We start from the raw sequence: 24442 nt of genomic DNA on the forward strand, positions 1-24442 counted from the left end.
ACACATACATTGTGATTATTGGAAGGAGTTAATAATGTTTTTTACGGTTTCTTCTACTTCGTTATAACGCTCCAATTTGGTAAGTCGCCAAGGTTCTGCAACCCTTTCAGTACATTCTTTTACAGAACAAGTTTCGCAGGTTACTCCAACAATTTGTTTATCGAAAGTATCTTCTTTAAAAAACTGAAATTTTCGCTTTAAATGAGGAGATAATAACATACCAATACTAATACTTCTATAAATGTCTTTTTTAAAAGGATCTTTGTTTGCTGCAGACAATACTAAATATTCATTAGAGGAATTTTCGTATGAAGAAATTTGAATTCCAAAAGCAGAACGTTCTTGAGAAGACTGTTCGAAATCCTGAATTGTCTTTAAAGAAATCCATCTTCTACAATAATGTTCCTGATTTCTATTCGCATGCGGTGCTTGTTGCTGAGTTATATGTAGTTCCTTGCTTAAACGATACACTGGTGAACCTTCTTTATGTGTAAAGCGTAGAAAGAATAAATTTTTAATGTTAAATGTTTTTGGAAGTATGTTTGTCAAACGCTGGTAGAAAGTTTCGTCAGAACAATTATAACTTCTAATGATTTTATGTAAACGCAACGGTTGCCATTCTTTCAAAGCAAACAATTCTTTTAGCTGAGTTACTAGTGTTTTCTTAGGTATAATTAATGCACCTGCAAAATAAGAAGCAATAAAATTATTTAAAACTTGATCAAAACTATCAAACTTAATCCAAGGGAACGTGTATAATCTATTTTCTATCTTCAGAAAATTATAAGCAATTTCTTTCGCATAAATAAAAGTCTTCTGAGCCTCAGTAATTTCATTACTCAATAAAAGTGTATTCTTATTAGGAATGTAAATATTCCGTAAATCAGTTAAATTACTATGTTTTGCTAACTCTTCGGTATTGATAATATAATTGAATTCTTCTATAAGAATTTCCTCTAAATCATCGGATGTAATTCTTTTTTCTAGATTGATGTGGTACAACTTTGCAAATTTCTCTACACTTTCCTCAATATCTTCAAAATAGTTATTATGTGCTTCTTGATATGAACGTAACGAAGCCAAGAAAAAACTTTCTCGGGTTAAATTATAGTTCTGAGATATTTTAATAATAGTACTTATAAAGGCATTAACCTTAGCAGGAGCATTGGCAACAATGTCGATTAAGTTGTTTTCTTGAATACCAAATAAGTCTAATGGAATTTCCTTTAAAATCTTAGACTGTAAAATCTCGCCAATAGGAGCTAAGTTTTTATCTAGCTTTAGAGACACTAAATGATCGTAAGGAACATCTAAACTTTCTGCAAGAATTGCAATTTTATCTGTTTTAGGATACTTTTTTCCTTTTTCAATCTCATTTAAGTAAGATTTTGATAATCCTGTAAGTTTTCCTAAACCAAATAAGGAAAGATTTTTTTCTGTTCGTATTTGTTTCAGCTTTAGCCCAAAAATAAGGCGGATATACTCGTCTTCTATAATCATAAAACCAAAGTTAAAAATAATAGCGAACATATAAAAATTGTGAAATTTTAAAATTTAGCGAACGTTCGCTTGTGGAGTTCAAAAATATTTTATAACATTGTGGTGTAATTATTTAAAAAAGAAGAAAATGGAAGCAAAAGCAATTCTTAAAGAGATTCAGTTTACAGGAGTAAATACCGAATCTTATCAGTCAATTTTAACGCCAGAGGCGCAGGCTTTTTTAATTGAGTTACATGTCAAATTCAATAAGAGAAGAGTAGAGTTGCTAAAAGAAAGAGTCAAAACGCAGGCTTTTTTCGATCAAGGTAATTTTCCTTCTTTTCCAGAAGAAACAGCATCAATTAGAAATTCAGATTGGGTATGTAAACCATTACCACAAGATTTATTAGACAGAAGAGTGGAGATTACAGGTCCAGTAGATCGTAAGATGATTATCAATGCATTGAATTCTGGAGCAAAAACGTTTATGGCCGATTTTGAAGATAGTAATTCGCCAACAATAGCGAATATATTAAACGGTCAACAAAATTTATTAGATGCAAATACGAAATCGATTTCGTATTATAACGAAGCAAAAGATAAAACGTATAGCTTAAATGATGAAACAGCAGTATTGTTGGTTAGACCAAGGGGATTGCATTTAAATGAGCGTCATTTTTTAGTTGATGGAGAAGAGATGTCTGGATCGTTAGTAGATTTTGGATTGTATTTCTTTCACAATATTAAAGTGTTATTGGAACAAGATTCTGCAACTTATTTTTATCTACCTAAGTTAGAGCATTATTTAGAAGCAAGATGGTGGAATGATGTATTTGTATTTGCGCAAGAATATCTTGAAATTCCTCAAGATACAATTAAAGCTACTGTTCTTATTGAAACAATTACTGCAAGCTTTCAGTTAGATGAAATTATCTATGAGTTAAAAGATCATATGGCAGGATTAAACTGCGGACGTTGGGATTATATCTTTTCGTACATTAAAAAGTTTAGAAACCATAAAGGGTTTTTAGTGCCAAATCGAGATCAAGTAACAATGAGTTCTCCTTTTATGAAAGCGTATTCTCAAAAGGTAGTACAACGATGTCACTTAAGACGAGTACATGCTATGGGAGGAATGGCGGCACAAATTCCTGTTAAGAATGATGAAGAGGCTAATGAAATAGCATATGCTAAAGTGAAAAAAGATAAGCAGCAAGAAGTAGAAAACGGTCACGATGGTACATGGGTAGCGCATCCAGCTTTGGTAAAAGTAGCTATGGATATTTTTAATGAAGCAATGCCAACGCCAAATCAAATAGATAATAAAAGAGAAAATTTAGCTATTACAGAAACTCAATTAGTGGAGCTACCATTAGGTACGATTACTGAAGAAGGAATTCGTAAGAATATCAATGTTGGAATCCTGTACATAGAAAGTTGGTTATCTGGAAACGGAGCAGCAGCTTTATATAACCTAATGGAAGATGCGGCTACAGCGGAAATCTCAAGAACGCAAGTTTGGCAATGGTTGCATAAAAATGTGCAATTAGAAGATGGAAGAACATTTGACTTAGAAATGTATCAAGAACTTAGAAAAGAAGAGGTGCGAAAAATTAAAGCGATGGTTGGAGTGCCGTATTTTGAAAGTAGACGTTTTGAGTTGGCAATCCAATTGTTCGATGATTTAGTATTGTCTGAAAATTTTGAAGAGTTCTTAACATTATCAGCTTATCAATACATATAACCAATGATTTTCAATCCGTTGTATAGAAAAGAATCATTATTAATATGAAACATAATCAATGGGTTTCAACCCATTGTATAGGAGATAATTATTATTGAAGTAAAACATAACATAAAGAATAATTGTGCTAGTTTATTAAGTAATAATTTTTACACGAACAAATTAAGAATAAATACAACCAATGGGATTTAACCCATTGAATAAAAACAAAAAAAACCCCAAAAATGCGGCAACATTTAAAGGGCAAGTCATTAATAATTCAATAACTTATTAAAGAAAAACAAAATTATGAAAAATTTACCACAAGGGAGTTATAGTTCAGCGCTAGAAACGGTAATCATGTTAAAAGAAAAGTTTGGGAACACATGGAATTCTATTAGTCCAGAAAATGCGGCTAGAATGACTGTGCAAAACCGTTTTAAAACTGGATTAGATATAGCAAAATATACTGCAGCTATTATGAGAAAAGATATGGCGGAATATGATGCTGATTCAGCGAACTATACACAATCATTAGGATGTTGGCACGGGTTTGTAGCACAACAAAAAATGATTGCAGTAAAAAAACATAATAAAACAACAGATAAAAAATATCTATACTTATCAGGGTGGATGGTTGCGGCATTGCGTTCAGAATTTGGACCATTACCAGATCAATCTATGCACGAAAAAACTGCAGTTCCAGCATTGATTGAAGAAATTTACGATTTCTTACGTCAGGCAGACGCAATTGAGTTAAATGACTTGTTTAGAAGATTAGAAAATGGTGAAGATGTGCAAGATCAAATCGATAATTTTGAAACGCATATTGTGCCAATTATTGCCGATATAGATGCTGGTTTTGGAAACGAAGAAGCGACATATTTATTAGCTAAAAAAATGATTCAAGCAGGAGCTTGTGCTATTCAAATTGAGAATCAAGTATCAGATGCAAAACAATGCGGGCATCAAGATGGTAAGGTAACAGTGCCACACGAAGATTTCATAGCAAAATTAAATGCAGTTAGATATGCGTTTTTAGAGTTAGGAGTAGAAGAAGGGGTTATTGTTGCAAGAACTGACTCTGAAGGTGCTGGTTTAACACAAAAATTACCAGTAAGTCAAGAATCTGGAGATTTAGCTTCACAATATTTAGATTTTGTAGAATGTGAAGAGGTTTCTATCGATGAAGTTTCTAATAATGAAGTTTTATTAAAAAGAGAAGGCAAGTTAGTACGTCCTGTAAGATTAGCGAACGGGTTGTATAAATTTAGAGAAGGAACTAATATCGATAGAGTGGTGCTAGATTGTATTACGAGTCTTCAAAATGGAGCGGATTTATTATGGATTGAAACACCTACACCACATGTTGGGCAAATAGCAAGCATGGTAAATAGAGTGAGAGAAGTAGTACCAAATGCAAAGTTAGTGTACAACAATTCACCTTCATTTAACTGGACATTAAATTTCCGAAATCAGGTGTATGATGCTATGCTGGAAGCTGGAGAAGATGTATCTGCATATGATAGAGATAATTTGATGAATGCAAAATATGATGGTACAGAATTATCAGACAGAGCGGATGAAAAAATAAGAACATTTCAAGTAGATGGAGCAAGAGAAGCTGGAATTTTCCACCATTTAATTACATTACCAACATATCATACAACAGCGTTACATATGAACGATTTAGCGGAAGGATATTTTGGTGAACAAGGAATGTTAGCATATGTAAGAGGAGTACAAAGGCAAGAAATTAGAAAAGGAGTTTCTTGTGTAAAACATCAAAGAATGGCAGGGTCAGATTTAGGAGATGATCATAAAACATTTTTCTCTGGAGACAATGCTTTAAAAGCAGGTGGAGTTAAAAATACATCAAATCAGTTTGATGCTGGTGCTAAGGAAGTTGTTGAAGAAAAAACTTCAGTAGCTCTTTAAAATACACATACTGAGACTATACTAGTTTTAGTTAGTTGTTTGTTTACATATATTTCTAGTTTGAAAAAAACCGCTTTTAAAAAAAGCGGTTTTTTATGTGGTGTGCTTAATTGAAAATGAATAAAAAAAGCTACCTAAAAAAGGTAGCTTTAATAAGTGTTTTTTAAGCTATTTATGAATGTTATTTAATTATTACTTTTTTAGTAATATACCCCTTTTTGGTTAATACATATAAAAGATAGATTCCTTTAGTGTATTTAGTAACTTCAATAGCTTCGTTATGGTTAATTTTTGTTTTTTGGTGTACTATTTTCCCTTGCGGGTTTACAAGTGCCATAAATTGTATGCTTTCTTTAGTTGGTATTTCTACATTTAATATAGTGCTTGCCGGATTAGGATAAGCTTTAACAACTAAATTAGTATTAACAGAAAAAGAGTTTTTATTTGGTTGTATAGCTGCGCTTCTACTTGCTGGGACATTAGTGATTTTAAACACATAACATCTAGTACATCCAGTAGCAGGATCTGTAACTTCTAATCGTACCCAATCACTTAAATTAGGAATTGCAGGAACTTCAGTTGAAGCTCTAGGATTAGAGTCGTTATCAAAAGGTGTTCCTCCTGTACAAAGTGTTTCATTTAAATCATTCTGATTGGTTGTAAAAAACCAATTCATTATTAATGTAGCTTGATTTCTTGGTGTAGCTATAATGTGAAATGGTTTTGATGTGCTATCAAAATCAATATCTAATGAATTAACTACGGCGTTTAAAACTGTTTCATTTCCAGTACAACCATTACTAGATGGAGTAACTCCTATTTCACCTGAAGTATTGTTTAAGTCTAAAGTTATCGTGTTTCCTGTACGACTTATTTCTGTCCAATCTGTAGGGAATCTCCAGTTGTAGTTTGTAGCGGTTCCATTAGTGTTAGCTTTAAATGTTACTGGAGTGTTACCACAGCCTATTATTCCATGTGTAATACTAGTTACTATTGGTTTAGCATTTATGTTTAATGAAGTAATGGTAGAATTACAGCTATTAGAAGTGCTAGTTGTCACTTCAATAGTTGTATTTTCTTGTGGAGCAAAATTAAATGTTCCAGTTCCTCCAGTTAAATTTACAGTTGTTTGGTTACTACCGTTAAAGGTAACAAGAGCAGTTGATGCACCAACAGATGTAATAGTATAAGATTTGTTTTCTCCAATTCCAGCACAAGTTTCTCCTTGAATTGTTGGAGTATCAGGAGCAACACTAAATGAATAATTGCTGCTTGTATTTGAATTACAGTTTCCTGCTAAAGAGGCAGAAATAGTATAATCTCCTGTTTCTGTAAAGTTTCCTTGATCTGGTTGTATTACTAAAGAGTTACCATTATTTTGAATCAACCAATTTGAAGGTAATGAAGATGTATCCCAGTCGTACCTTGCAAAAGGAGTTGCAGTAAAAGTAAATGTATCTGTACTACCAAATGGAATACAATTAGGACCAGTTATCGTAATATTATCTGCACTATCTCGATTAATGTATACAATAGTACTGGCACTATTACATAACGTGCCGTCACTATTACTATTGCTTCCTGTAATATGTAAGATACCACTTTTTGTATCATTAAATACAATATCTATAGAGGTACCATCTGTGTTAGGAATAATGTTCCAATCTGTTACAGGATTTCCTTGAGGATCTTCGTCTTGAGACCAAGTATATGAAATTCCAAGTTGAGGATTTGGAATTGAAATTGTGGTTGTAGCTCCAATATTAGCGCTAGCACAATAAGTTGTTTGCCCTGTTGTAGGAGTTTTAGGAGCTGCAGTAATTACTTTTTCTTGAAAAGGTTGGTTGTAAACATTATTTGTATTACGACCTACAACATTGGTAGCTCTTATTTTAAAATTACCTACTGTAGATGGAGTGTGATTGCCTAAGTATTTAACAGTAGCAGCATTTCCATAAAGAATACCAGATGTAATTTGAAGTATTGAAGGATCAAATGGCGTGTTGTCTTCATTTAAAATGCTCCATTCAAAAATTGCATTTCCAGCAAACTCGTCAGGAATACTGTATACTGTAGTTTTAGAGCTGTCAAGATTATCATCTCTTAAGCAAACTACACCATCAATATTATTAGGTTGAATCGTTTTTAATATTTCCCAATTAAAATAGGTGCTATTACCACAAAGTCCTGTACAAGAATCTATAAAGCTTCCTCTAATAAAACCTTTGTTAACTGTTCCATCACTTATAAGTGTAACTTGAGCTTGGTATTCGCTTCCTACTAGTACATTTCCAGTTGTTCTATTCAGAATTGTTACTCCACCTCCAACAGACCATAGTATATCGAAAGGTTCGTGGTTTGTAACAGTAATTGTTTGTGGGGTACCACTAGGAGATGCATCAATAGGAATCCAAGGGTGATGAGTTTGGATATTATTAGGAGCTTGTAAACTTCCATGTGCAATAGCATAAGTAGGATTTAAATCATTATTGCTAGGTTCAATAGTAACTGTTTCACTTCCTACTAAATTATTTCCATTAAATATATCTACAGAAACATCGCCGTTTCCTTTTACAATAAGTTCTACTTGATTGTTACCTACAATACTAACAACATTGGTTCCATTTCCTGAGGTTCCAGGTTTTCTTAGATGAACAGGTCCAGAAGCAACCCATTTATATATCAGGTTGGTTCCTGAATTAGGTGCTTGTAAAATGATTGTAGATTTACATTTAAAAGGAGCATTCCCGTTTACCGTAATTTGTCCTTGTGTAGATAAATAAGTGAATAAAGCAAGTAGAAAAAGATAAGATTTAGTAAGCATGTTTTTTCTAATGTGTGTAGTGGTTTGTGTTTTTAAGTGTTTAACTTTCTTTGTCTTCATAATAGTGTTGTTTTCAATTTTTGTTTCATTTGATTTTTCGGGGTTTGAAATAGCTTAAAAAACGCCCTAAAGTACTAGTTCGAGAAATAAATCCCTCACCTTTTTCGGGTGAATTTCTCTATAAATTAAAAAAATAGGACTTTCCCCTTTTTTACTTTATGCAGGTTGTAGATGTGGTCAATTTTCTGTTTTTTATAGCGGCTTTGTAACATTTTAAATAAAAGACACACATATATTTGAGTAATAATTATTGTAAATAATTTTTTTTGACGAAATTGCTACTCTTAAAAATTGTACAACTATAAAAACTTACACAAGATGTCTGACGATTTTGATTTATTAGAAACGAATTCAAACGAGAAAACAGAAAAAGTAGATGTTAACTGGGGAAAAGCTATAGATAGCATGAAATCTAAGCTTGCACAAGAAGATGATCCACAGGTTAGACAGAAAATTTTAAATGCAACATTAGATGATGTTGTAAATATGGCAGAGAAAGATAGAACAACGCTTTTAGATGCTATTAAAGACTTAACAGATTATCAAGATGAAGTAGGAATCATATTTGAGAAGTTTTCTTCATTAAATGCAGATGAGCAAAAGATTATAGATAATGCTCAAAAAGCTTTAGAGAGAGCAAGAATCGAATTAGAAGATGCAGAAAATAAACCAGACACATGGTGGAATAATCTTTGGGGAAGAAAAAGTAAAATTGCAAAAGCTGAACAAGAATTAAAAGAAGCAGAAAAAGTACGTGCAGGAGCAGATAACAAAGCAAAAGCTATGTTCCAAGAGCGTATAGAAAGCGCCGATGTTCAAACTTTATTAAGTGAATTATCGTATAAATCACAAGCAGCAGTAACACGTTTAAAAGAACGTGAAGTAGAGATTAAAGAAGTAGAAGATAAGTTGCAAGTTGCGATTGTAGAAGCTACTAAAAATCATACAAAAGCTCTAGAAAAGAAGAAAGAAGTAGAAGCACAATTAGAAGAGCAATATGCATTATTAAAACAAGCACGTCAGGAATTAGAAGAAATAGCTGATAAACAATCTACAGAGTATGCACAAGCAATTGGAAAAGTAACCAAGTTAGAGCAAAAAGTAGAGGAGCTAGAAGGTCTTAAGAACGCGTATACAACATTAGCGGCAAGTAAAGACAGTTTTGTGCATAAGCATAACTTAACAATTAAAGTATTAACGTCTTTACGTAGTAACTTACAAACGCATAGAGCTAAATTAAAATCTGATACTGAAGAACGTTTAAAGTATTACGATGGATATGTAGTAGCGTTAAAAGCTAGAACAGATCAAGAATTTGCGGCTATTTTAGAGCACTTAGGTGTAAAAACTGATGAACATATTGGAGAAACGTTAGCAGCTATGCATACAGCAAGTGCTAAAGCACGTCAGGAAATGATGGATAATATTCCAGTTCATGAAAAAGTAATGCAAGGAGTATATAGTTCTTATGCGGAAGCATTGCAAGAAATCCGTGAGAAAGATTCAAAGATTCAAAAGAATTTTGCAGATCGTTACGGAATCGATATGAAAGAATTATTTGAAGATTATTACAAAGTAGATGGTGCTGCTCCAAATAACGATGAACCGACTAATAATGATCCTGAGCCAGAGTCGAACGATGATGACTTATTATCATAATGAATTATAAAAGAGGCGGTATTTTACCGTCTCTTTAAATCTCAATTCAATTTAAACGAACCTTTAACGCAATTATTTCATAAGTATATATGATTGTAACACCTTTAGATTCTGCAATATTAGATTCCAAAGAACAATATGTCTTTTACCATAAAATGCTAGATTTTGTTCTAAAAGAATTAATAGTAAATATTCAGAAACAAAATTTATGTAGCAGTCAAGAATTAGTTGTCTTTAAACAGTATACAGACTTGTTTTTGTATTCTATTGAAGCCATGCGTATTAAGTATATGTATGATGAAGAAGACAATATGAAAATAGATCTTACTGAATCTGGATTTCCTAATTATTTAGAATTTAGATATCTAGTGAACGACTTAGAACTCAAAAATGAGTACATCAGTAAACTAGAAAATGTAGAAGATTTGAAAGAGGAATTCTTAGATGTTCTGCTAAGAAAAAAGCAACACGTTAAAAGAAGAAGATTATTCCAAGCAGCTTCAATTGTATATTATAATTCAGTAAACCCTAAATATATTTTCAATCGATTTGTACAAGGGAAAATTATTGAAGCACCAGAAAATAGTCCAGCTGAATTGCTGACAAGTTGGAGTTTTTATGATGTATCAGATAATAGACCTTACGTGTGTTTTATGTACTTCAATTACGAAGGAAAAAAGAGTAAGTTGTACAAAGAAGACTTATATCAGGTTTTAAAAGATACCGCCTATAGAAATATGCCTTTAGATACGATGGCATATAATATAGATAGAAAACTTCCAGATATTCACCCTAAGTATATAAAAAGAATTGATTTAGGTCCATTGCATAATGTATTTGCTAAAGATGAAAACCTCATTACACATACTATTTTAGAAGGAATCGGGAAGAAAGAGATACCATTAGAATCGTATGCATTGTCTTTTAAAACAGATGAAGTTTTTTCAGGAAGTACATTTACAGAAGGAGGATTCTTTTCAAAACAAACCTTACAAAAATGGAATGAAGTAGATCATAGAAAATATGTATTTGCTCCACACAGAATTATACAGTTATTGTATAATAAAGCATCTTCCGTTTTAAATGAATTAGCCAAAGAACCGATACAAACTTCTGATTTAAAAATTAAAATGTAGTGCTATTATACATTATTATTAAGGAATATTAAGAAGTTAAATATTTTATATGAAAAAAGTAAAACTTATAAAAATTGATAAAAAAGAATGGGTGTCGTTTACATTAACACTTATAGCAACTCTAGTAGGTGTCTTTTTAGCAATATCGTTAACAAACTCAGGAATTAAAGAAAAAGAAAAAAAAGATACAATCAAACTTTTACAGTCTGCAAAATCTATAGTATTGGGTACAGGTGAGTATGCTCAAAGTATGAAAGAAGCAGTAGATAAGCTGGTGAAAGATTCAATAAAGTATAATAATGATGAAGCAATAGATAAACTAGAATTGGATAATCCAATTCCCTATCCTGAAGCCTTCGAAACCATTATATCAAATGAACTAGTAGCAAAGAATGTATCAGAGTTTTCTTATAATTATTTATTTAACAGTATTTTAAATTTAAGAAAATTAACACATTACAATGCAGTAACATATTATAAGTCCTATTTAGAAGAAATTGCAGAATTATTACAACTTGAAATTGCGTATCAAAAAGGAAAAATAGAAGAAGAAGACATAGAAACACGATTTGATAGTTTTAAAGAAAAACATAACGATCGTTCACAAGAAAAAAAAGTAGAGATTAAAACATAAGAATTTTAAATAAAATAAGTATTTAAAATGTCATGATTAGAATTGAAATAATATAATTATTTGTACTATCGGATATGGATTAGTAGAGAGAAAGTATTTTAATTCATAATGACATAAAAAAATAAAACTATGGAACACAATTCAACATTTCCAATAAAGAAAAATGAATTAGACATGCTTCGCGATGAAGCTAGCGGATATTTAAAAAGTATTCAATGGGAACAAAGTCAACGTGCTAAGAATAAAGATAAAGATGCAAAAGACGAATCCATATTATTGTTTTTGTCTAGAGCTAAAGGAGGAGGAGCTTCAGAAATTACTTCAGTTTCCAAAACAATTTTAGCCTTAAAAAAGAGATTATTACCAGATTCAGTAGCATTACCAGTATTCTTAAATCAAACACTGTTTGCTGTTCAAGAAGGGTTAACATTAGGAATTTGGATTAAAGATAGTTATACGGACGCATCAGGTTTATCGAGTTTAGCAGAAAAGAGAGCAGCTTTAGATGCTAATGGTAAACGTGAATTTGAAAGTAAAATGCAAACAGCAACAGCTTTTCAGTTGTTTGCTACAGCGTATAAAATTTTACACGATTTAAAACCACATGCTTCTGATGATTTATCGGTAATGAAGCAAAAGTTTGCAGGCATTCCAGAAGTGTCTTTCTTTTCACCATTAAAAGGAATTTCGTGCTGCTTATATTATTACGATAAGTACTTATCACACCCAGAAATTATTACATCAGATAAAGATGTAATTGATTTTACAGTAGTGTATTTTGAAGCGTTAATAGATGAAATCAACTTACGAAAAAGTAGTTTAGAATACACTGAAACGATTACAGATAGAACCTACAAACTAGAGAATTCAGATTTTGCGGTTTCTGGTTGGGAAAATACGTTTAGCGGTACGGCAAAAAGTGTTGAGTTTAATAAAATTAAATTCGAGCAAATTGTAGGTAATAAAGATGCAAAACACTTTGCACGTCGTTTAACAGAACGAATGTTGAGTTACGATTTCGAAGCTCAAAAAAATCCTTTTCAAGAATTAGGAGGTTTTATGCCTGTGTTTATGGGATATGGAATTCCTGGTACAGGAAAGAGTATGTTAATAGCAGCGATTGCTACTCGATTAAAAGAGTATTGCGATAACTTAGAAATACCGTTTTTGTTTCATCCAATGCCAGATACCTTAATCTCTACATTTCAAGGAGGTTCTGCAGAAAAAATGGTAGAATGGATGAAGCCAATGCAAGATCCAACAAAATTGATTTTTGCACCTATAGATGATGCAGAGAATAATTTACAAGAAAGAACAGCTCAAGGAGTTTCTGCCGGAGTAAAGGAAGTAATAGGAGTATTTTTACGTTATACGGAAGGTGCCTATGCAGTAAATTATGGAAATAGTTCTATAGGATTATTTACTAATTTACCAGAAATGTTAGATAAAGCGGTTATTTCTCGTGTACAAGGACGATTTAAAATTGATGGAGCGAGGACAGAAAATGACTTCTTAGATCAAGATCATATTTGGTGGAGAAAGCTAGAAAAAACCATGCCTGATTTTGTAAATATGCAAGGGCCTTCAGCATACGAATATTTAGCAGATCAAGGGTTAGCTAAAAACATGGGAGACATTTTAGAAAGTGTTGAAAAACCTACAGAGGAACGTGTACATGAAGTATACGATAGGGTAGCGCAACAATATGAAACCAATCAGCATATGTTCTTTGCGAGCTTGTATAAAGAAATACAGAAGATATTTCCGTTTTTCTCTTCAAGAGATGTACGTAATATTCAATCTGCGATTTCATTACGTTTAACAGATTTTGATTTAGAACAAGATTGGTTCGACAATCCAGAGATCTATTTCAAGAAAGATTATGAAACGAAATTCAATATGTTACAAGAACTAATGAAAGCGAATATGAAAGGATTGAATTTTTCTGAAATTAGAAGGCAAGAAGTAGTACGTTATTTAGATAATGTAGCTACGATTGCGGATACTGACTTTAAACGTAAAGTAGACGCACGTATCAATCAAATGAATATTGAACTAGAGGCAAGAGAGCAATTTGATAAAAGATAAAAATGATTTTTTATTAGAATTAATAGGTCAGTTTTAATAAGGAACTCTAAGAAAAAGAAATAATAGAATGATGATACCAGAGTTTTTAAAAAAATACGAATCTGAGTTAAGAAAATATGAGCGAGAGGTTATAAGAATTAATGCTATGCCAACAAAAGATCTTATTCTTGAAGATAGCCTTGGAATAAAAGAAAGCAAGTTTTTAGGAAAACCTTTTTTTCCAAAAGATAAGGAATACCCTAAAGATCATAATGATAAACCTTTAATATTAATAGCTCAAATAAATTTTGAAGAAATACCTCATCTTGAGCATTTTCCGAAAGATGGAATTCTTCAATTATTTTTATTTTCAGAAGATTGGTATGAAGATGAGTATAAAATAGTATATCATTCAAAAGAAGAATTAATTAAGGAAAGTATTGAAGATTTTTCTTTTTTAACAGAGAAGGATTATGATGAATCTCCAATTTTTAAAATACATAGTTTATCTTTTAAAAAAGATATAGATAGAGGGGCTTCAGAAGATTCACAATTTGATTTTTCTTTTGGAGGATTAGATTATTGGGAGTTTACAGAAGCACTTTCGGAGGAAGATGAAGAAAAATTAGCAGATTATATTGATGCTACTGGGCATAAGTTAGGAGGTTATGCCGAATTTACACAATCAGATCCAAGAGAATATGAAATAGGGAAAAAAGAAGATATACAGTTACTTCAAATTGATGTTGATGATGAAATAATGTTTGGAGATAGTGGAGTAGGACATATTTTTATAGACAAAGAGAACTTGATTAAAAAAGACTTTACAAAAGCTTATTTTTACTGGGATTGTTGTTAATCAATGTATAATATAGAATTTAAGAAATATTATAAATAGCAATATAAAACACATGAGGCTACAATTATGGAAAATAAAGAAACAATAAATGTAGAAACTAATAACTATGGCATACAAGATTATATGTCTATGGGATATGCTTTTTTATTAATACTAGGAGTTATAAATCAAACTATTTACTACGGACGTTTAGGTGTTAATATTTTTGAATATACCTCTGTTTTAGATGTTTTATTAAGCCCTGTGGCTGTGTTAAGTGAAAGTTGGATAATTCTAGTAACTGTTATTGTACTTTCAATTTTAATGGTTGGATATTTTAAATTAATGAAGATTTATTATAACAAGCTAGCTAAAAAAGAAAAATATCAAAGAGGTAAAAAGAAAGAAAAGTTAGATAAGATTTTAGAAGGTTTTAATAGAAAGAACGCTGTTTTACCTTTCATGGCAACAATGATGGTTTGTATGTATATTGGGTTAGGAGTAGGAAGTAGCGGAAAAATAAAAGATAGAATTAATAATTTTAACTATAAATATTCGCATCAAATAACATTTGAAGATGGAGAGAGTAAGCCTATAAAAATAATAGGTAAAAATAGTTCGTATGTGTTTTATGTAACCAAAGAAGAAACGAATATTAATATTGTTCCTATAGAAGGAAATATTAAATTGATTAAGAAGATTAAAGAATAAAAACTTTAAAAGAGATAATTGTCGCTAACAGTTAAGAGGTAATATGCAAAAATTACAAGAAGCAGATTTATACAAAGGAGAACTAATTCCAATCAACGGAAAGTTAGTAGAACGTTATAATAAATGTTTGGAAAAGCTAGGTTTTACACCAACAAAGCTCGACTCGTTTTTTATTGATGGTATAGGTTGGAGTCCTGAAGTTGCAGAAGAAAAGAATGAAATTCATTATTTAAATAATGGTGAAGCAAATCCACACGGTATCATCATTACACCTTTGCAAAAAGGATTGCCTATTTACAATCCGTTTCATTCTTTCGATCGTGAGTTAATGAAGCAAGTGTTCAAAAAACATCAAAGTAGAATAGAAAATATTACAAGAGACTCAGCAATTTGTATCGATTTTGATCAAGATATAGATGTGTTTTATGAGCCTCTAGATGTGCTGAAATATAAAAATATTACTGTAAAATTTCGCTTGTTAGATGATTTAGATAAAGTGAAAAAAGAACAGTTAGCACTTATTGAATTGTTTAAAAAAGACAATAATTTTATAGATGAAAGTATTCATCAACAATTATTAGATTCAGCAAATAAGTATGGCGATTTAAGAGATAGAGAGATTAGTTTAAGTGATATTCTTTACGAAACAGAATCTTTTTATACTGAGGCGTTTGGCGGAATTTATGTGCTTAAGAGTTTTTTATCGCCAATCTTGGTGTTTGAAAACATGGAAGCTTATAAAGAAGCTATAAAAGATACGAGTCATGATGTGTTAATGTATCATATTTCACACGATGAATTAATAGAAAAATTAACTTCACATTTAATGATTGAACTTGATTTAGATTCTGAAATAACATTACAGCGTTACAATCGCATTAAAAAGTTCTTGCTTTCAGAGTTTATAAATCAAGAAACACATTCTGTAAAAGAAGTATTAAACGATCCTATACTTTTCAAAAGCTATTTAAATAAAATAGACATTACAGCTCGAAAGAAAGTAATGGGGTTAGATAGATATTTAGAAAAGAAAAAAGGAGACCCAACAATAAAAGCAACAGAATTACTAGATAGAGAAGTATATGTAGCTTTACACAGTCCGCATACTTCCTTAAAGCCTAGCGATCAAGATTTAGTTTGGAAACTCTTAGTAAGCATATCGCCAAAAGATGTATTATTTTTATACTGGTACGATAAAGAGATATTTTACAAATTGTATCAAACTTGGGGAGATTCCATGAAAGATTGGGTGATTGACACGATTCAAAAAGGTGTAGGGAATTAATAGCATTAAATGCAGATAAAAGAAATAATAGAAACTTACTAAAAAACAAACCATGACACTAGAACTTATTTTATTTATAGCAGCTGTATTATTTGGAATAGTATTATACTGGAGAGAGTCGCAAGGAAATAAGCTCTATCGATTCTTTAATAAAATTATGTACTCGAAAGAGCTACAAATGAAAACAACAGATACAAAAGGTTTTTTATATCAGCAATCATTCTTGTTACGTTTGGTGTTTATTACTGCTTTATTTTTAATTGCTATTGTAATAGCAAAATTTATATTACCAATTAGTTTAGCTACAGTTTCTATCTTTATGTCTATGATTGTAGGAACATTAGCAGGAACTTATGTAGCAGGATTTATTTTTAAATCAGGAAAAATTATAGATGAACATTCTGATTCTTTAGGAGAGATAGTACAAGAAACTTTAGAAAAAGGGAGAGACTTTATAGATGACTTAAAAGTAGAAAAGAAAGAAGCTGTAGAAGAAGTAAAGAAAGTTGAAGAAAAGCCAAAAGAAGAGCAAAAAAGTGCCCGAGATCGATTAAAAGATAAAGGGTATTTATAAGAATAGAAATTTATGGAAGAGAGATATAGAATATTTCGACCTAAAATGCTAAAAAACATAATGTTACTTTTAATAAGTGCTGTGTTTGTTGTTTTAGGAGTTCTAATGTTAGAAGAAGAACCATTAAAAGCATGGTTAGGAATTATATTTTTTGGATTAGGGAGCGTTGTATCCTTAATTCAATTTTATCCAAATGCATCATACTTAAAATTAACAGATGATGGATTTGAAGTAAAAAGTATGTTTCGAACTAATTTTACAAAATGGTCACACGTTAAAGACTTTAGAATAGGAACTATTCATAGTAATAAAATGATTTTTTTTGATTATACTGAGGAACATAAGAAATGGGATCAAGGGAAAAAAATAGCAAAACTTTTATCAGGAAAAGAAGGAGCAATACAGTCAATTTATAACATTTCAGTAGATGATTTGCTACAATTGATGATAGAATATAAATTTAAAAGTGTTTCAAAAAATTAATAAAAAGGAAGAATAAAAGAGACGACTTTTAATAGATAATAAAATAGTTATTTCAAATACATTAACTAACTTATCAAAAATATAAAGTACTTAAAAAGTAACTAAAATGATTAAAAACTATTGGAGAAAAGGAACTAAACAAAAGTTCATTGTAATAATCATCAGCTTAATATTATTATTAACACTTTTCATCTTACGAGACGATTTTCAACCAGGCTTACTATTTATTAGAAAATATATATTCATCATATTATTAAGCTTTGCAGTGTTGTTTTTTGGACTTAGAAAATTCAGAAGGACAGCAAGTACTGGAGGAAGGTTATTTACTTTAGTAGGAATCACAGCATTTTTTGGAATCTTATATTATGTAGGATGGCATTTAAAAATGTACGACTATGTTAAAACGTATAATGTATTCAATAGTTTAAACAAAGTTGAAATAGAAGAATTACCATTAACGCGTAATGAAAGAATTCAGCCGTTAATGAATATTTTCTCTATGGCGAATGAATCTGTAGGAGAAACTAAAGATGTTTCTTTGCCACACTTAGTAAGAATCGATTCTGTAAATAAATGGACAATGGCTATTCAGCCTACAGAAAAATATGCTTGGCAAGGAATGACAGATAATACAGAAGAGGTTTTTGCCGTATCTAGTACAACGCCATTTCCAAGGTTTTCTAGTGAGAATAGAATTCCAGTAACTTTTTCTATTGGAGAATCTTTACGATTTAGTAGAAATACTTATAATGCTGTAGTACAACGCTTCAATTTGTTCCAATTATTTAATATGGAACCAAGTGATACTTATTATATGAAAAATGATAAAGGAGCTTGGGTACAAGTAGTAAGTTTGATCAAATGGAAAGGATTCTTTTTTCCGTATCCAACTTTTGGTGGAGTAATGGTTATTGAAAATGGAGCACACGATTTTAATGATTATATAGAACGTATTTTATTTGGAAAAGGAACGTATATTTCGCCAAGTGAAATGAAAAACTATCCGTATTTAACACGTCAAAATACGTTAGCAGAAAAGGTTTCACGTTTACAAGCTGAATCTTTAAAGTTCTTAGGAGGTTTTAGCGATCCATTACCTTGGAATATGAAAACAGCTGTAAAAATTCCAGATTTGTCTGAAGATCAGAATCAGCAACCTTTTGTAACAGATTTCGACTTTTCAGATACGAAATCAGATGCATATTCTGGATTGTATCATTGGTTTGGTTTAGAACCTGTAGGAGACGAAAGAACGAGTTTAACTTATAGCGTATTTATTCCTGCAGATGGTACAGATAAGTTTTATTACTACGATCATGCTTCTAAAAAACAGGGATATGCAGGAGTTTCTGCCATGCCATTAAAAGTTAAAGAATCTCGAAAAGAATTCGATTGGTCTGTAAATAAACCTGTAGAATTTAGACCTTATATTAAAGAAATTGCCGGAAGAAAACGTTTATTCTTTTTAGGAACGATTTCTGCTATAAGAGATGAATCACGTCAGTTTGATGGTTCTGCAACTCCAGATTTAGCTTTGGTAGATAGCGAGTATAGAGATGTAGTTTGGATAGATGCAAAACATCCAAGTAAATGGGATGTAAATATCTTTGAGCAATTAGGAGAAGCTTGGAAAGAAAGTGAAACATCGAATGATTATTTTAAGATCAATTCAAGTGTGTTTAAAGACCAAATGAAAGCTAAGATTGATTCAATTAATGTGAAACTCAAAGAGAACAAAAATAAAAAGCAAATAGAAGAATTTCAACGAAAAATAGATTCTTTAAAAGCCTTGGAGAAAGAAGAATAAGCTTTCGAAATAAAAGAAATTATTAGTGTTATTGCTAACGTTCCCTGAGCTCAGTCGAAGGGAGCGGAAGCAATTAGTTACCTGTTTTTTAAATTGCTAGATATGAAAAAGAAGTATATTATTTTTTTAGCATTTTTAATTTTCTTCAATAAAACGTATTCTCAAGAAATAAATGTTTTTGAGATATTAGAACGGGAAGTACCATATAAGTCTTTGCAGTATACACTACATAATCTACTACAGGATTATAAAAAATACGATAATGAAATTTTTTATAAAGATGAGAAGTATTCTGTTAGAATCACTTGTCGAGGAGAATGGGGAGGTTCTGTTTGGTTTACAAATAATATGACAGGAATAGAATATTCTTGTGCAGCTACTTGTGTGAAATCGATAAATAAATACAAAGGGGGCTATATTATAACAGCTTCTTTATGGCATGGTTCTGGAAGTTCAAGTATTCTTAAAATCAAAGATCCCAGTAAGATGGAAGTTTTTCTAAAGCCTAAGCCTAGAGAAGAAATTATAAAGCCACCATATTACTTAGAAGATTTAGAGAGTAAGTCTAGAAAAGGAGTAGAGACATTATGGAGCGACTATGGAGGTTTTATGATAAACTTTAGTTTTGTTTATGATGATGTTTTATATCATGTGGTTGAGAAAGAAGATAAAACGTATTTGGCACGATTAGAAAAAGGTAGACTAATAGAGATTGGTTTACTTTCAAACAAAAGTATTTGGAGTCAATTTAACCTAATTCAATTTGGAAAAAACCACTTATTTTTATTCCTAGGAAAGCCTTACTCAATTAGAGGTTATATAGAAATTATTAGAGATAAAATAGATTTAGTTTGGTATTCAAGAGCTAAAAGACAGTATTAGTATACAGGTATAGTTTTTGATAGAGTTATTATTATAAATTGTAGATAATAATAAAATGAAAAAGAAAAAACATAACACTCAACAACTACCTTACTTATTACCGATACTAACTTTTCTAATGGTTGGTTTTCTATTTATTATTTCAAATTCTTATACTCCAAAGTGGAATTTTAAATGGAAAGGAATTCGAAAAGAGGTGAAAGATTCAGTACAACGATTAGATAGAATAGGTGAAATTAGTTCGGATTCAATTAGCCAATATGGATATCGACTTGATAGTTATTTTATTCATAAGTGGTTAATTGAAAATGTAAAACCTTTAGAATTTTATAAATTATTAGACTACCCAAATGGAACAGTAAAAGCTGTTGCTTATGAAGGTTTAATGTATAATAATAAAGTGAAGAAATACCCATTGTTCATGAAATCACTAAATGATACCTTAGCTTTCGTATATTATCGTTCAGGGTGTATTGGATCTGGAGCTATGCTGTCTGATTATGTAATTAATTTTATTACAAATATAGATCATCAAGCGCCACCAAAATATAACCCTCCAATAATAGAGCTAACATTAGAAGAAAAAGAAGAAATCCTAACATTATTTAAAAAAAGAAAAGCAAAAGAGAAATACTACTTTGAAGAGTTTTATAAAATAATAAGGTAGAACTAGTTTCATCTGTCATTCTTGCGAAAACAAGAATCTTTTTAAATAAAAGTAAGAGGTTGATAACTAAGAATTCGAATACAAAATCAAAGCAACTCCAATCATAATTCCTGCAAGTGGAAGCAGCTTTTTTCGCTTATTTTGCTCTTTAAATAAAATTCCACCAATAACAACGGCAATTATTAACTGACTTCTTTTAATAGCAGATAATAACATAATTAGAGCTTCAGGATCTTGTAGCGCTTTAAAGTAGAAATAATCTGCTGTTTGTAACAAAATACCTACAGCAGGAATAGACCAACGCCAACGAAAAGCTTTGCGTTTTTCAGCATTTGGAAACCAAATAAAGCTCAAAATGAATAGTAAAATAAGAATGCAATAAAAGCAAAACCAAAATTGTAATGTTTGTGGATTTAAGGAGATTTTCTGAATTAAAAATTTATCATATAAACCACTAGAAGCTCCTAAAAAAGTAGCACCAATAATTGCATAAATCCAACGATTACTCTTAAAAATAATACCTTCTTTTTTTCCTATTTGAGAATATAGATACACCGAAAAAATGATTAAAAAGAAACCAATCCACTGCCAAAAATTAGGACGCTCTTGATACAAGAAAATAGCACCAATAAACGTAAAAAAAGGTCCAGCAGAACGTATAGGAGTTACAATAGTAATTGGTAAATGTTTTAATGCCTGATATGCCAATACCCAAGAACCACACATAATCATAGATTTTATAAAAATAAAACCATGTTTTTGTAAAGGAATATCTTCAATTAAAAAACCAGCTTTTAAGGTTGCTTCAGGAAAAAAATGCGAGCCTAAATAGAAGGGAAGTAATACTAAAAGTCCGCTAATCAAAGTTCCTAAAAGCACTGGGTAGACTTCATTATTTTGAACAGCATGCTTTTTACATAGATTGTGTAATCCTAAAAACAAAGCCGCTAAAAGTCCTAAATACATCCACATACCATTGCGTTTAAAAATTTCAAGCGGCAAAACTAGTAATTAAGGATGATTTAAGTAACGTTTTTAAATTATAAATACTGTGAGATCAGCATAGTTTTATGGATTTATATCCTAAAATTAAAAACCAAGGGGCTTCAGCCCCTTGTATAGTAGTTTAACACAAGAGTTAATAATATAAAAATACGTAGTATAAAAGTGTAATTATAAACCTTTATACTCCATTTTAATATTCCCTCTTTTATAAGGAGCACCTTCTTCTATAGGAACTTCTACAAAACCATATTTTCTATAAATATAAATGGCGTTTTCTAATTTAGTATTCGAGTATAATAAAAGCTTAGAAAATGAATGTTCTTTGGCAAATTCAATACATTTCGTCATTAATTTCTGCCCAATTTTATGTCCTCGATGTTCAGGAGATACCGCCATTTTTGTCAACTCAAACCCACCGTCTTCATCAAAAGGCATTAGGGCTACTGTACCTACAATTTCATTATTCAATTTAGCAAAGAAGATATAACCACCTTTATCTATAATATACTTATCAGGGTTGCTTAGTACCTCTTCGTCATAAGGTTCTACGTAAAAATAAGTTTGCAACCATTCAATGTTTAAATCGTAAAATTTAGATGCATACTCATTTTTAAAATCTATAATTTCTAATTGTGTTTTATGATTAATTGCGTAATGTTCCATAATAGCTTCACTAAAAGATTGTTTACTAAATTTTTTTTCTAATACATTTATATGTTCAATTAAAGAGTCTGAACTAATACGAGTAAATTCTTTTATCGTTAGCTCAATACTTTCCCATAAAGGTTGAATTCTTTCAACTAAATTTTCCCCTTTTTTAGAAAGAGATATTACTTTCTTTCTTTTATCTGATGGATGTTCTTTCAATACAATTAAGCCTTTCTTATCCAATTTATTGATCACTTGAGTTGTTGCAGGCTGAGAAGTTTTCAAACTTTGATTGATTTCAGTATTTGTAACTTGTTTCTTATAAATAATAACTTTCAGTGTAGGAAATAAATAAGGATCGAAATCAAAATGTAGTGTATCATACACTATTTGAGTTTCTTTCATCATATACTCACTAAGCCTTTTCAATCTAGAACCTAAACCAACTTCACCAATACCTTGTAACGCATCCATTTGTTTTAATATATTAATTTATATAAGTACTTATGCAAATGTATAACTATTTTCTAAATACTGAAAAAAGAAGTATTTTCCATAAATTTATTTTCCATGGAAGATATTTTGTATCTTTGTATCATAATCTTAATAAAACTATCATGAAAAAAAACAAAATCATTTATTATGTAGCAACAGGATTATTAACATTATTAATGCTGTTTTCAGCAAGTATGTATGTGTTTAATCACGAAGCAATTGTGCAAGCTTTTAAAAGTTTTGGATACCCAACATATGTTATTTATCCATTAGCAACAGCTAAAATTTTAGGATTAATTGCATTATGGTTTGTAAATAATAAAACAATAAAAGAATGGGCATACGCAGGATTCTTTTTCAATTTTCTATTAGCCTTTTTTGCACACGTAATGATAGGAGACGGAGAACAGATGGGAGCATTATTAGCTTTTATTTTCTTATCAGTTTCTTATGTTTTTGGTAAAAAGATAGGAAAGCATTAAAAAAGTAAATAAGATTTTTAAAATTATTCCACAAATTACCTTATTACAAAGGTGTTAAATTAAAATTTTATGAAGAAAATAGGAGTATTTGGAGCAAGTACTAGTAAAAACTCTATTAATAAACAGTTAGCAACTTACGCAGCAGGTTTAGTAAATAACATAGCTTATGATGTGTTAGATTTAAACGATTATGAAGTACCTGTTTTTAGTGAAGATATAGAAAAAGGAAGTGCATATCCAGAAGGAGCAACAAAATTTAACGAAACATTAGATCAGTATGATGGGTTTATTGTATCTCTAGCAGAACATAATGGATCTTATACAGCAGCTTTTAAAAATTTATTTGATTGGGCTTCTAGAAAAAACAGAGAAGTATTCAGAAATAAACCTGTTTTGTTAATGGCAACCTCTCCAGGAGGAAGAGGAGGAGCAACCGTATTAGCAGCAGGAAAAGCTACTTTTCCACACATGGGAGCAAGCATCACAAGCGAATTTTCATTACCAAAATTCTACGATAATTTTAAAGAAGGAAAATTAGCAAACGATGAGTATACAGCAGCATTGGAATCAGCAACAGCAGCATTTGAAAAATCATTGAGTTAATGGGAGATATTTCTAAAGACATAAACACAAGTTTTGATAGCCAAAAATTAAAAGCATATATAAATATTAAGTATACTGCTAATTGGATTAATACCCAAGAAGTAGAATATTTTAAACCGTACGGACTTTCACCTCAGCAATACAACATTCTGCGTATTTTAAGAGGAGCGGTTGAGAAAACAAAGGTGCAAATTGTAAAAGATAGGATGGTAGAGCGCGCACCAAATGTTACTCGACTTATGGACAAGCTCATAGAAAAACATCTAATTGAGCGAAGTAGATGTAAAGATGATCGTAGGGTAGTATATGTAAATATTACAGAAGAAGGGTTGTTATTACTTTCCGAAATAGATAAAACAATTCCAGGTTTAGATTTGTTAGGAAATTTGTCTGAAGAAGAATCTAAAATACTGAGTGATTTACTCGATAAAGTTAGATAGTT

Annotated in this window: 21 protein-coding genes; 17 read left to right on the top strand and 4 right to left on the bottom strand. The window is 30.8% G+C overall.

The window, feature by feature from the left end; all coding sequences use genetic code 11:
- Window positions 1–15: 15 nt before the first annotated feature.
- Window positions 16–1500: a helix-turn-helix domain-containing protein gene (locus tag ACKTTC_RS14425; RefSeq protein ID WP_408040546.1), complete on the bottom strand. Its 1485-nt coding sequence runs from the start codon at window positions 1498–1500 to the stop codon at window positions 16–18.
- A 127-nt stretch (window positions 1501–1627) separates the two neighbouring features.
- Between ACKTTC_RS14425 and aceB the strand changes: the two genes are divergently transcribed.
- Both aceB and ACKTTC_RS14435 read left to right on the top strand, forming a co-directional pair.
- Entirely contained in the window at window positions 1628–3223 is a 1596-nt protein-coding gene (aceB, locus tag ACKTTC_RS14430; RefSeq protein ID WP_408040547.1) for a malate synthase A, read from the top strand.
- 288 nt (window positions 3224–3511) lie between these two features.
- Entirely contained in the window at window positions 3512–5140 is a 1629-nt protein-coding gene (locus ACKTTC_RS14435) for an isocitrate lyase (RefSeq protein ID WP_408040548.1), read from the top strand.
- Window positions 5141–5321: 181 nt separating this feature from the next.
- Here ACKTTC_RS14435 and ACKTTC_RS14440 read toward each other — a convergent pair whose 3' ends face one another.
- Window positions 5322–8024, bottom strand: coding sequence for a T9SS type A sorting domain-containing protein (locus tag ACKTTC_RS14440; RefSeq protein WP_408040549.1), 2703 nt, complete (start codon window positions 8022–8024; stop codon window positions 5322–5324).
- A 318-nt stretch (window positions 8025–8342) separates the two neighbouring features.
- On the opposite strand from ACKTTC_RS14440, the gene ACKTTC_RS14445 reads away from it, so the two are divergent.
- The 12 genes from ACKTTC_RS14445 to ACKTTC_RS14500 all read left to right on the top strand — a co-directional run bounded on the left by ACKTTC_RS14445 (window position 8343) and on the right by ACKTTC_RS14500 (window position 20767).
- Window positions 8343–9683 (top strand): coiled-coil domain-containing protein, encoded by a 1341-nt coding sequence (locus tag ACKTTC_RS14445; protein ID WP_408040550.1) that lies wholly within the window; start codon window positions 8343–8345, stop codon window positions 9681–9683.
- Between the two features lie 89 nt (window positions 9684–9772).
- The gene (locus ACKTTC_RS14450) at window positions 9773–10819 is read left to right on the top strand and encodes a hypothetical protein (RefSeq protein ID WP_408040551.1); all 1047 of its coding nucleotides are present in this window, start codon (window positions 9773–9775) and stop codon (window positions 10817–10819) included.
- 49 nt (window positions 10820–10868) lie between these two features.
- Window positions 10869–11453, top strand: coding sequence for a hypothetical protein (locus ACKTTC_RS14455; protein WP_408040552.1), 585 nt, complete (start codon window positions 10869–10871; stop codon window positions 11451–11453).
- 129 nt (window positions 11454–11582) lie between these two features.
- Complete coding sequence (locus ACKTTC_RS14460; protein ID WP_408040553.1) at window positions 11583–13541, top strand: AAA family ATPase; 1959 nt, start codon at window positions 11583–11585, stop codon at window positions 13539–13541.
- Between the two features lie 67 nt (window positions 13542–13608).
- The gene (locus tag ACKTTC_RS14465) at window positions 13609–14379 is read left to right on the top strand and encodes a YwqG family protein (RefSeq protein ID WP_408040554.1); all 771 of its coding nucleotides are present in this window, start codon (window positions 13609–13611) and stop codon (window positions 14377–14379) included.
- A 66-nt stretch (window positions 14380–14445) separates the two neighbouring features.
- On the top strand, window positions 14446–15069 hold the full coding sequence (locus ACKTTC_RS14470) for a hypothetical protein (protein WP_408040555.1): 624 nt from the start codon (window positions 14446–14448) through the stop codon (window positions 15067–15069).
- A 43-nt stretch (window positions 15070–15112) separates the two neighbouring features.
- On the top strand, window positions 15113–16354 hold the full coding sequence (locus tag ACKTTC_RS14475; protein WP_408040556.1) for a DUF6638 family protein: 1242 nt from the start codon (window positions 15113–15115) through the stop codon (window positions 16352–16354).
- A 52-nt stretch (window positions 16355–16406) separates the two neighbouring features.
- Complete coding sequence (locus ACKTTC_RS14480) at window positions 16407–16928, top strand: hypothetical protein (RefSeq protein ID WP_408040557.1); 522 nt, start codon at window positions 16407–16409, stop codon at window positions 16926–16928.
- A 60-nt stretch (window positions 16929–16988) separates the two neighbouring features.
- Complete coding sequence (locus ACKTTC_RS14485) at window positions 16989–17411, top strand: STM3941 family protein (protein ID WP_408040558.1); 423 nt, start codon at window positions 16989–16991, stop codon at window positions 17409–17411.
- A 106-nt stretch (window positions 17412–17517) separates the two neighbouring features.
- Complete coding sequence (locus ACKTTC_RS14490; RefSeq protein ID WP_408040559.1) at window positions 17518–19218, top strand: hypothetical protein; 1701 nt, start codon at window positions 17518–17520, stop codon at window positions 19216–19218.
- Window positions 19219–19320: 102 nt separating this feature from the next.
- On the top strand, window positions 19321–20100 hold the full coding sequence (locus ACKTTC_RS14495) for a hypothetical protein (protein ID WP_408040560.1): 780 nt from the start codon (window positions 19321–19323) through the stop codon (window positions 20098–20100).
- A 55-nt stretch (window positions 20101–20155) separates the two neighbouring features.
- The gene (locus ACKTTC_RS14500) at window positions 20156–20767 is read left to right on the top strand and encodes a hypothetical protein (protein WP_408040561.1); all 612 of its coding nucleotides are present in this window, start codon (window positions 20156–20158) and stop codon (window positions 20765–20767) included.
- A gap of 66 nt (window positions 20768–20833) precedes the next feature.
- Here ACKTTC_RS14500 and ACKTTC_RS14505 read toward each other — a convergent pair whose 3' ends face one another.
- Together ACKTTC_RS14505 and ACKTTC_RS14510 are read right to left on the bottom strand one after the other, a co-directional pair.
- Window positions 20834–21739: an EamA family transporter gene (locus tag ACKTTC_RS14505; RefSeq protein ID WP_408040562.1), complete on the bottom strand. Its 906-nt coding sequence runs from the start codon at window positions 21737–21739 to the stop codon at window positions 20834–20836.
- Between the two features lie 201 nt (window positions 21740–21940).
- Complete coding sequence (locus ACKTTC_RS14510) at window positions 21941–22894, bottom strand: bifunctional helix-turn-helix transcriptional regulator/GNAT family N-acetyltransferase (protein WP_408040563.1); 954 nt, start codon at window positions 22892–22894, stop codon at window positions 21941–21943.
- Between the two features lie 143 nt (window positions 22895–23037).
- Between ACKTTC_RS14510 and ACKTTC_RS14515 the strand changes: the two genes are divergently transcribed.
- From ACKTTC_RS14515 to ACKTTC_RS14525, 3 genes are all read left to right on the top strand, one after another.
- Entirely contained in the window at window positions 23038–23397 is a 360-nt protein-coding gene (locus ACKTTC_RS14515) for a DoxX family protein (protein ID WP_408040564.1), read from the top strand.
- A gap of 69 nt (window positions 23398–23466) precedes the next feature.
- The gene (locus ACKTTC_RS14520) at window positions 23467–24000 is read left to right on the top strand and encodes an NADPH-dependent FMN reductase (RefSeq protein ID WP_408040565.1); all 534 of its coding nucleotides are present in this window, start codon (window positions 23467–23469) and stop codon (window positions 23998–24000) included.
- A complete protein-coding gene (locus ACKTTC_RS14525) occupies window positions 24000–24440 on the top strand; it encodes a MarR family winged helix-turn-helix transcriptional regulator (protein WP_408040566.1) in 441 nt (146 codons plus the stop codon). The genes ACKTTC_RS14520 and ACKTTC_RS14525 overlap by 1 nt, the downstream gene beginning before the upstream one ends.
- The last annotated feature ends 2 nt before the right edge of the window (window positions 24441–24442 follow it).

This window comes from Tenacibaculum amylolyticum (genome assembly GCF_964511145.1).
In the GTDB taxonomy this organism is placed as follows: Bacteria; Bacteroidota; Bacteroidia; order Flavobacteriales; family Flavobacteriaceae; genus Polaribacter; species Polaribacter amylolyticum.

Excerpts from the sequence above, each read along its gene's own strand:
- ACKTTC_RS14515 (WP_408040564.1), top strand. The coding sequence starts at position 23,038 with ATGAAAAAAAACAAAATCATTTATTATGTAGCAACAGGATTATTAACA.
- ACKTTC_RS14445 (WP_408040550.1), top strand. The coding sequence starts at position 8,343 with ATGTCTGACGATTTTGATTTATTAGAAACGAATTCAAACGAGAAAACA.
- ACKTTC_RS14485 (WP_408040558.1), top strand. The coding sequence starts at position 16,989 with ATGTTACTTTTAATAAGTGCTGTGTTTGTTGTTTTAGGAGTTCTAATG.
- ACKTTC_RS14470 (WP_408040555.1), top strand. The coding sequence starts at position 14,446 with ATGGAAAATAAAGAAACAATAAATGTAGAAACTAATAACTATGGCATA.
- ACKTTC_RS14440 (WP_408040549.1), bottom strand. The coding sequence starts at position 8,024 with ATGAAGACAAAGAAAGTTAAACACTTAAAAACACAAACCACTACACAC.
- ACKTTC_RS14495 (WP_408040560.1), top strand. The coding sequence starts at position 19,321 with ATGAAAAAGAAGTATATTATTTTTTTAGCATTTTTAATTTTCTTCAAT.
- ACKTTC_RS14480 (WP_408040557.1), top strand. The coding sequence starts at position 16,407 with ATGACACTAGAACTTATTTTATTTATAGCAGCTGTATTATTTGGAATA.
- ACKTTC_RS14520 (WP_408040565.1), top strand. The coding sequence starts at position 23,467 with ATGAAGAAAATAGGAGTATTTGGAGCAAGTACTAGTAAAAACTCTATT.
- ACKTTC_RS14490 (WP_408040559.1), top strand. The coding sequence starts at position 17,518 with ATGATTAAAAACTATTGGAGAAAAGGAACTAAACAAAAGTTCATTGTA.
- ACKTTC_RS14455 (WP_408040552.1), top strand. The coding sequence starts at position 10,869 with ATGAAAAAAGTAAAACTTATAAAAATTGATAAAAAAGAATGGGTGTCG.
- ACKTTC_RS14475 (WP_408040556.1), top strand. The coding sequence starts at position 15,113 with ATGCAAAAATTACAAGAAGCAGATTTATACAAAGGAGAACTAATTCCA.
- ACKTTC_RS14500 (WP_408040561.1), top strand. The coding sequence starts at position 20,156 with ATGAAAAAGAAAAAACATAACACTCAACAACTACCTTACTTATTACCG.
- ACKTTC_RS14525 (WP_408040566.1), top strand. The coding sequence starts at position 24,000 with ATGGGAGATATTTCTAAAGACATAAACACAAGTTTTGATAGCCAAAAA.
- ACKTTC_RS14465 (WP_408040554.1), top strand. The coding sequence starts at position 13,609 with ATGATGATACCAGAGTTTTTAAAAAAATACGAATCTGAGTTAAGAAAA.
- ACKTTC_RS14505 (WP_408040562.1), bottom strand. The coding sequence starts at position 21,739 with ATGTGGATGTATTTAGGACTTTTAGCGGCTTTGTTTTTAGGATTACAC.
- ACKTTC_RS14510 (WP_408040563.1), bottom strand. The coding sequence starts at position 22,894 with ATGGATGCGTTACAAGGTATTGGTGAAGTTGGTTTAGGTTCTAGATTG.
- ACKTTC_RS14425 (WP_408040546.1), bottom strand. The coding sequence starts at position 1,500 with ATGATTATAGAAGACGAGTATATCCGCCTTATTTTTGGGCTAAAGCTG.
- ACKTTC_RS14460 (WP_408040553.1), top strand. The coding sequence starts at position 11,583 with ATGGAACACAATTCAACATTTCCAATAAAGAAAAATGAATTAGACATG.
- aceB (WP_408040547.1), top strand. The coding sequence starts at position 1,628 with ATGGAAGCAAAAGCAATTCTTAAAGAGATTCAGTTTACAGGAGTAAAT.
- ACKTTC_RS14435 (WP_408040548.1), top strand. The coding sequence starts at position 3,512 with ATGAAAAATTTACCACAAGGGAGTTATAGTTCAGCGCTAGAAACGGTA.
- ACKTTC_RS14450 (WP_408040551.1), top strand. The coding sequence starts at position 9,773 with ATGATTGTAACACCTTTAGATTCTGCAATATTAGATTCCAAAGAACAA.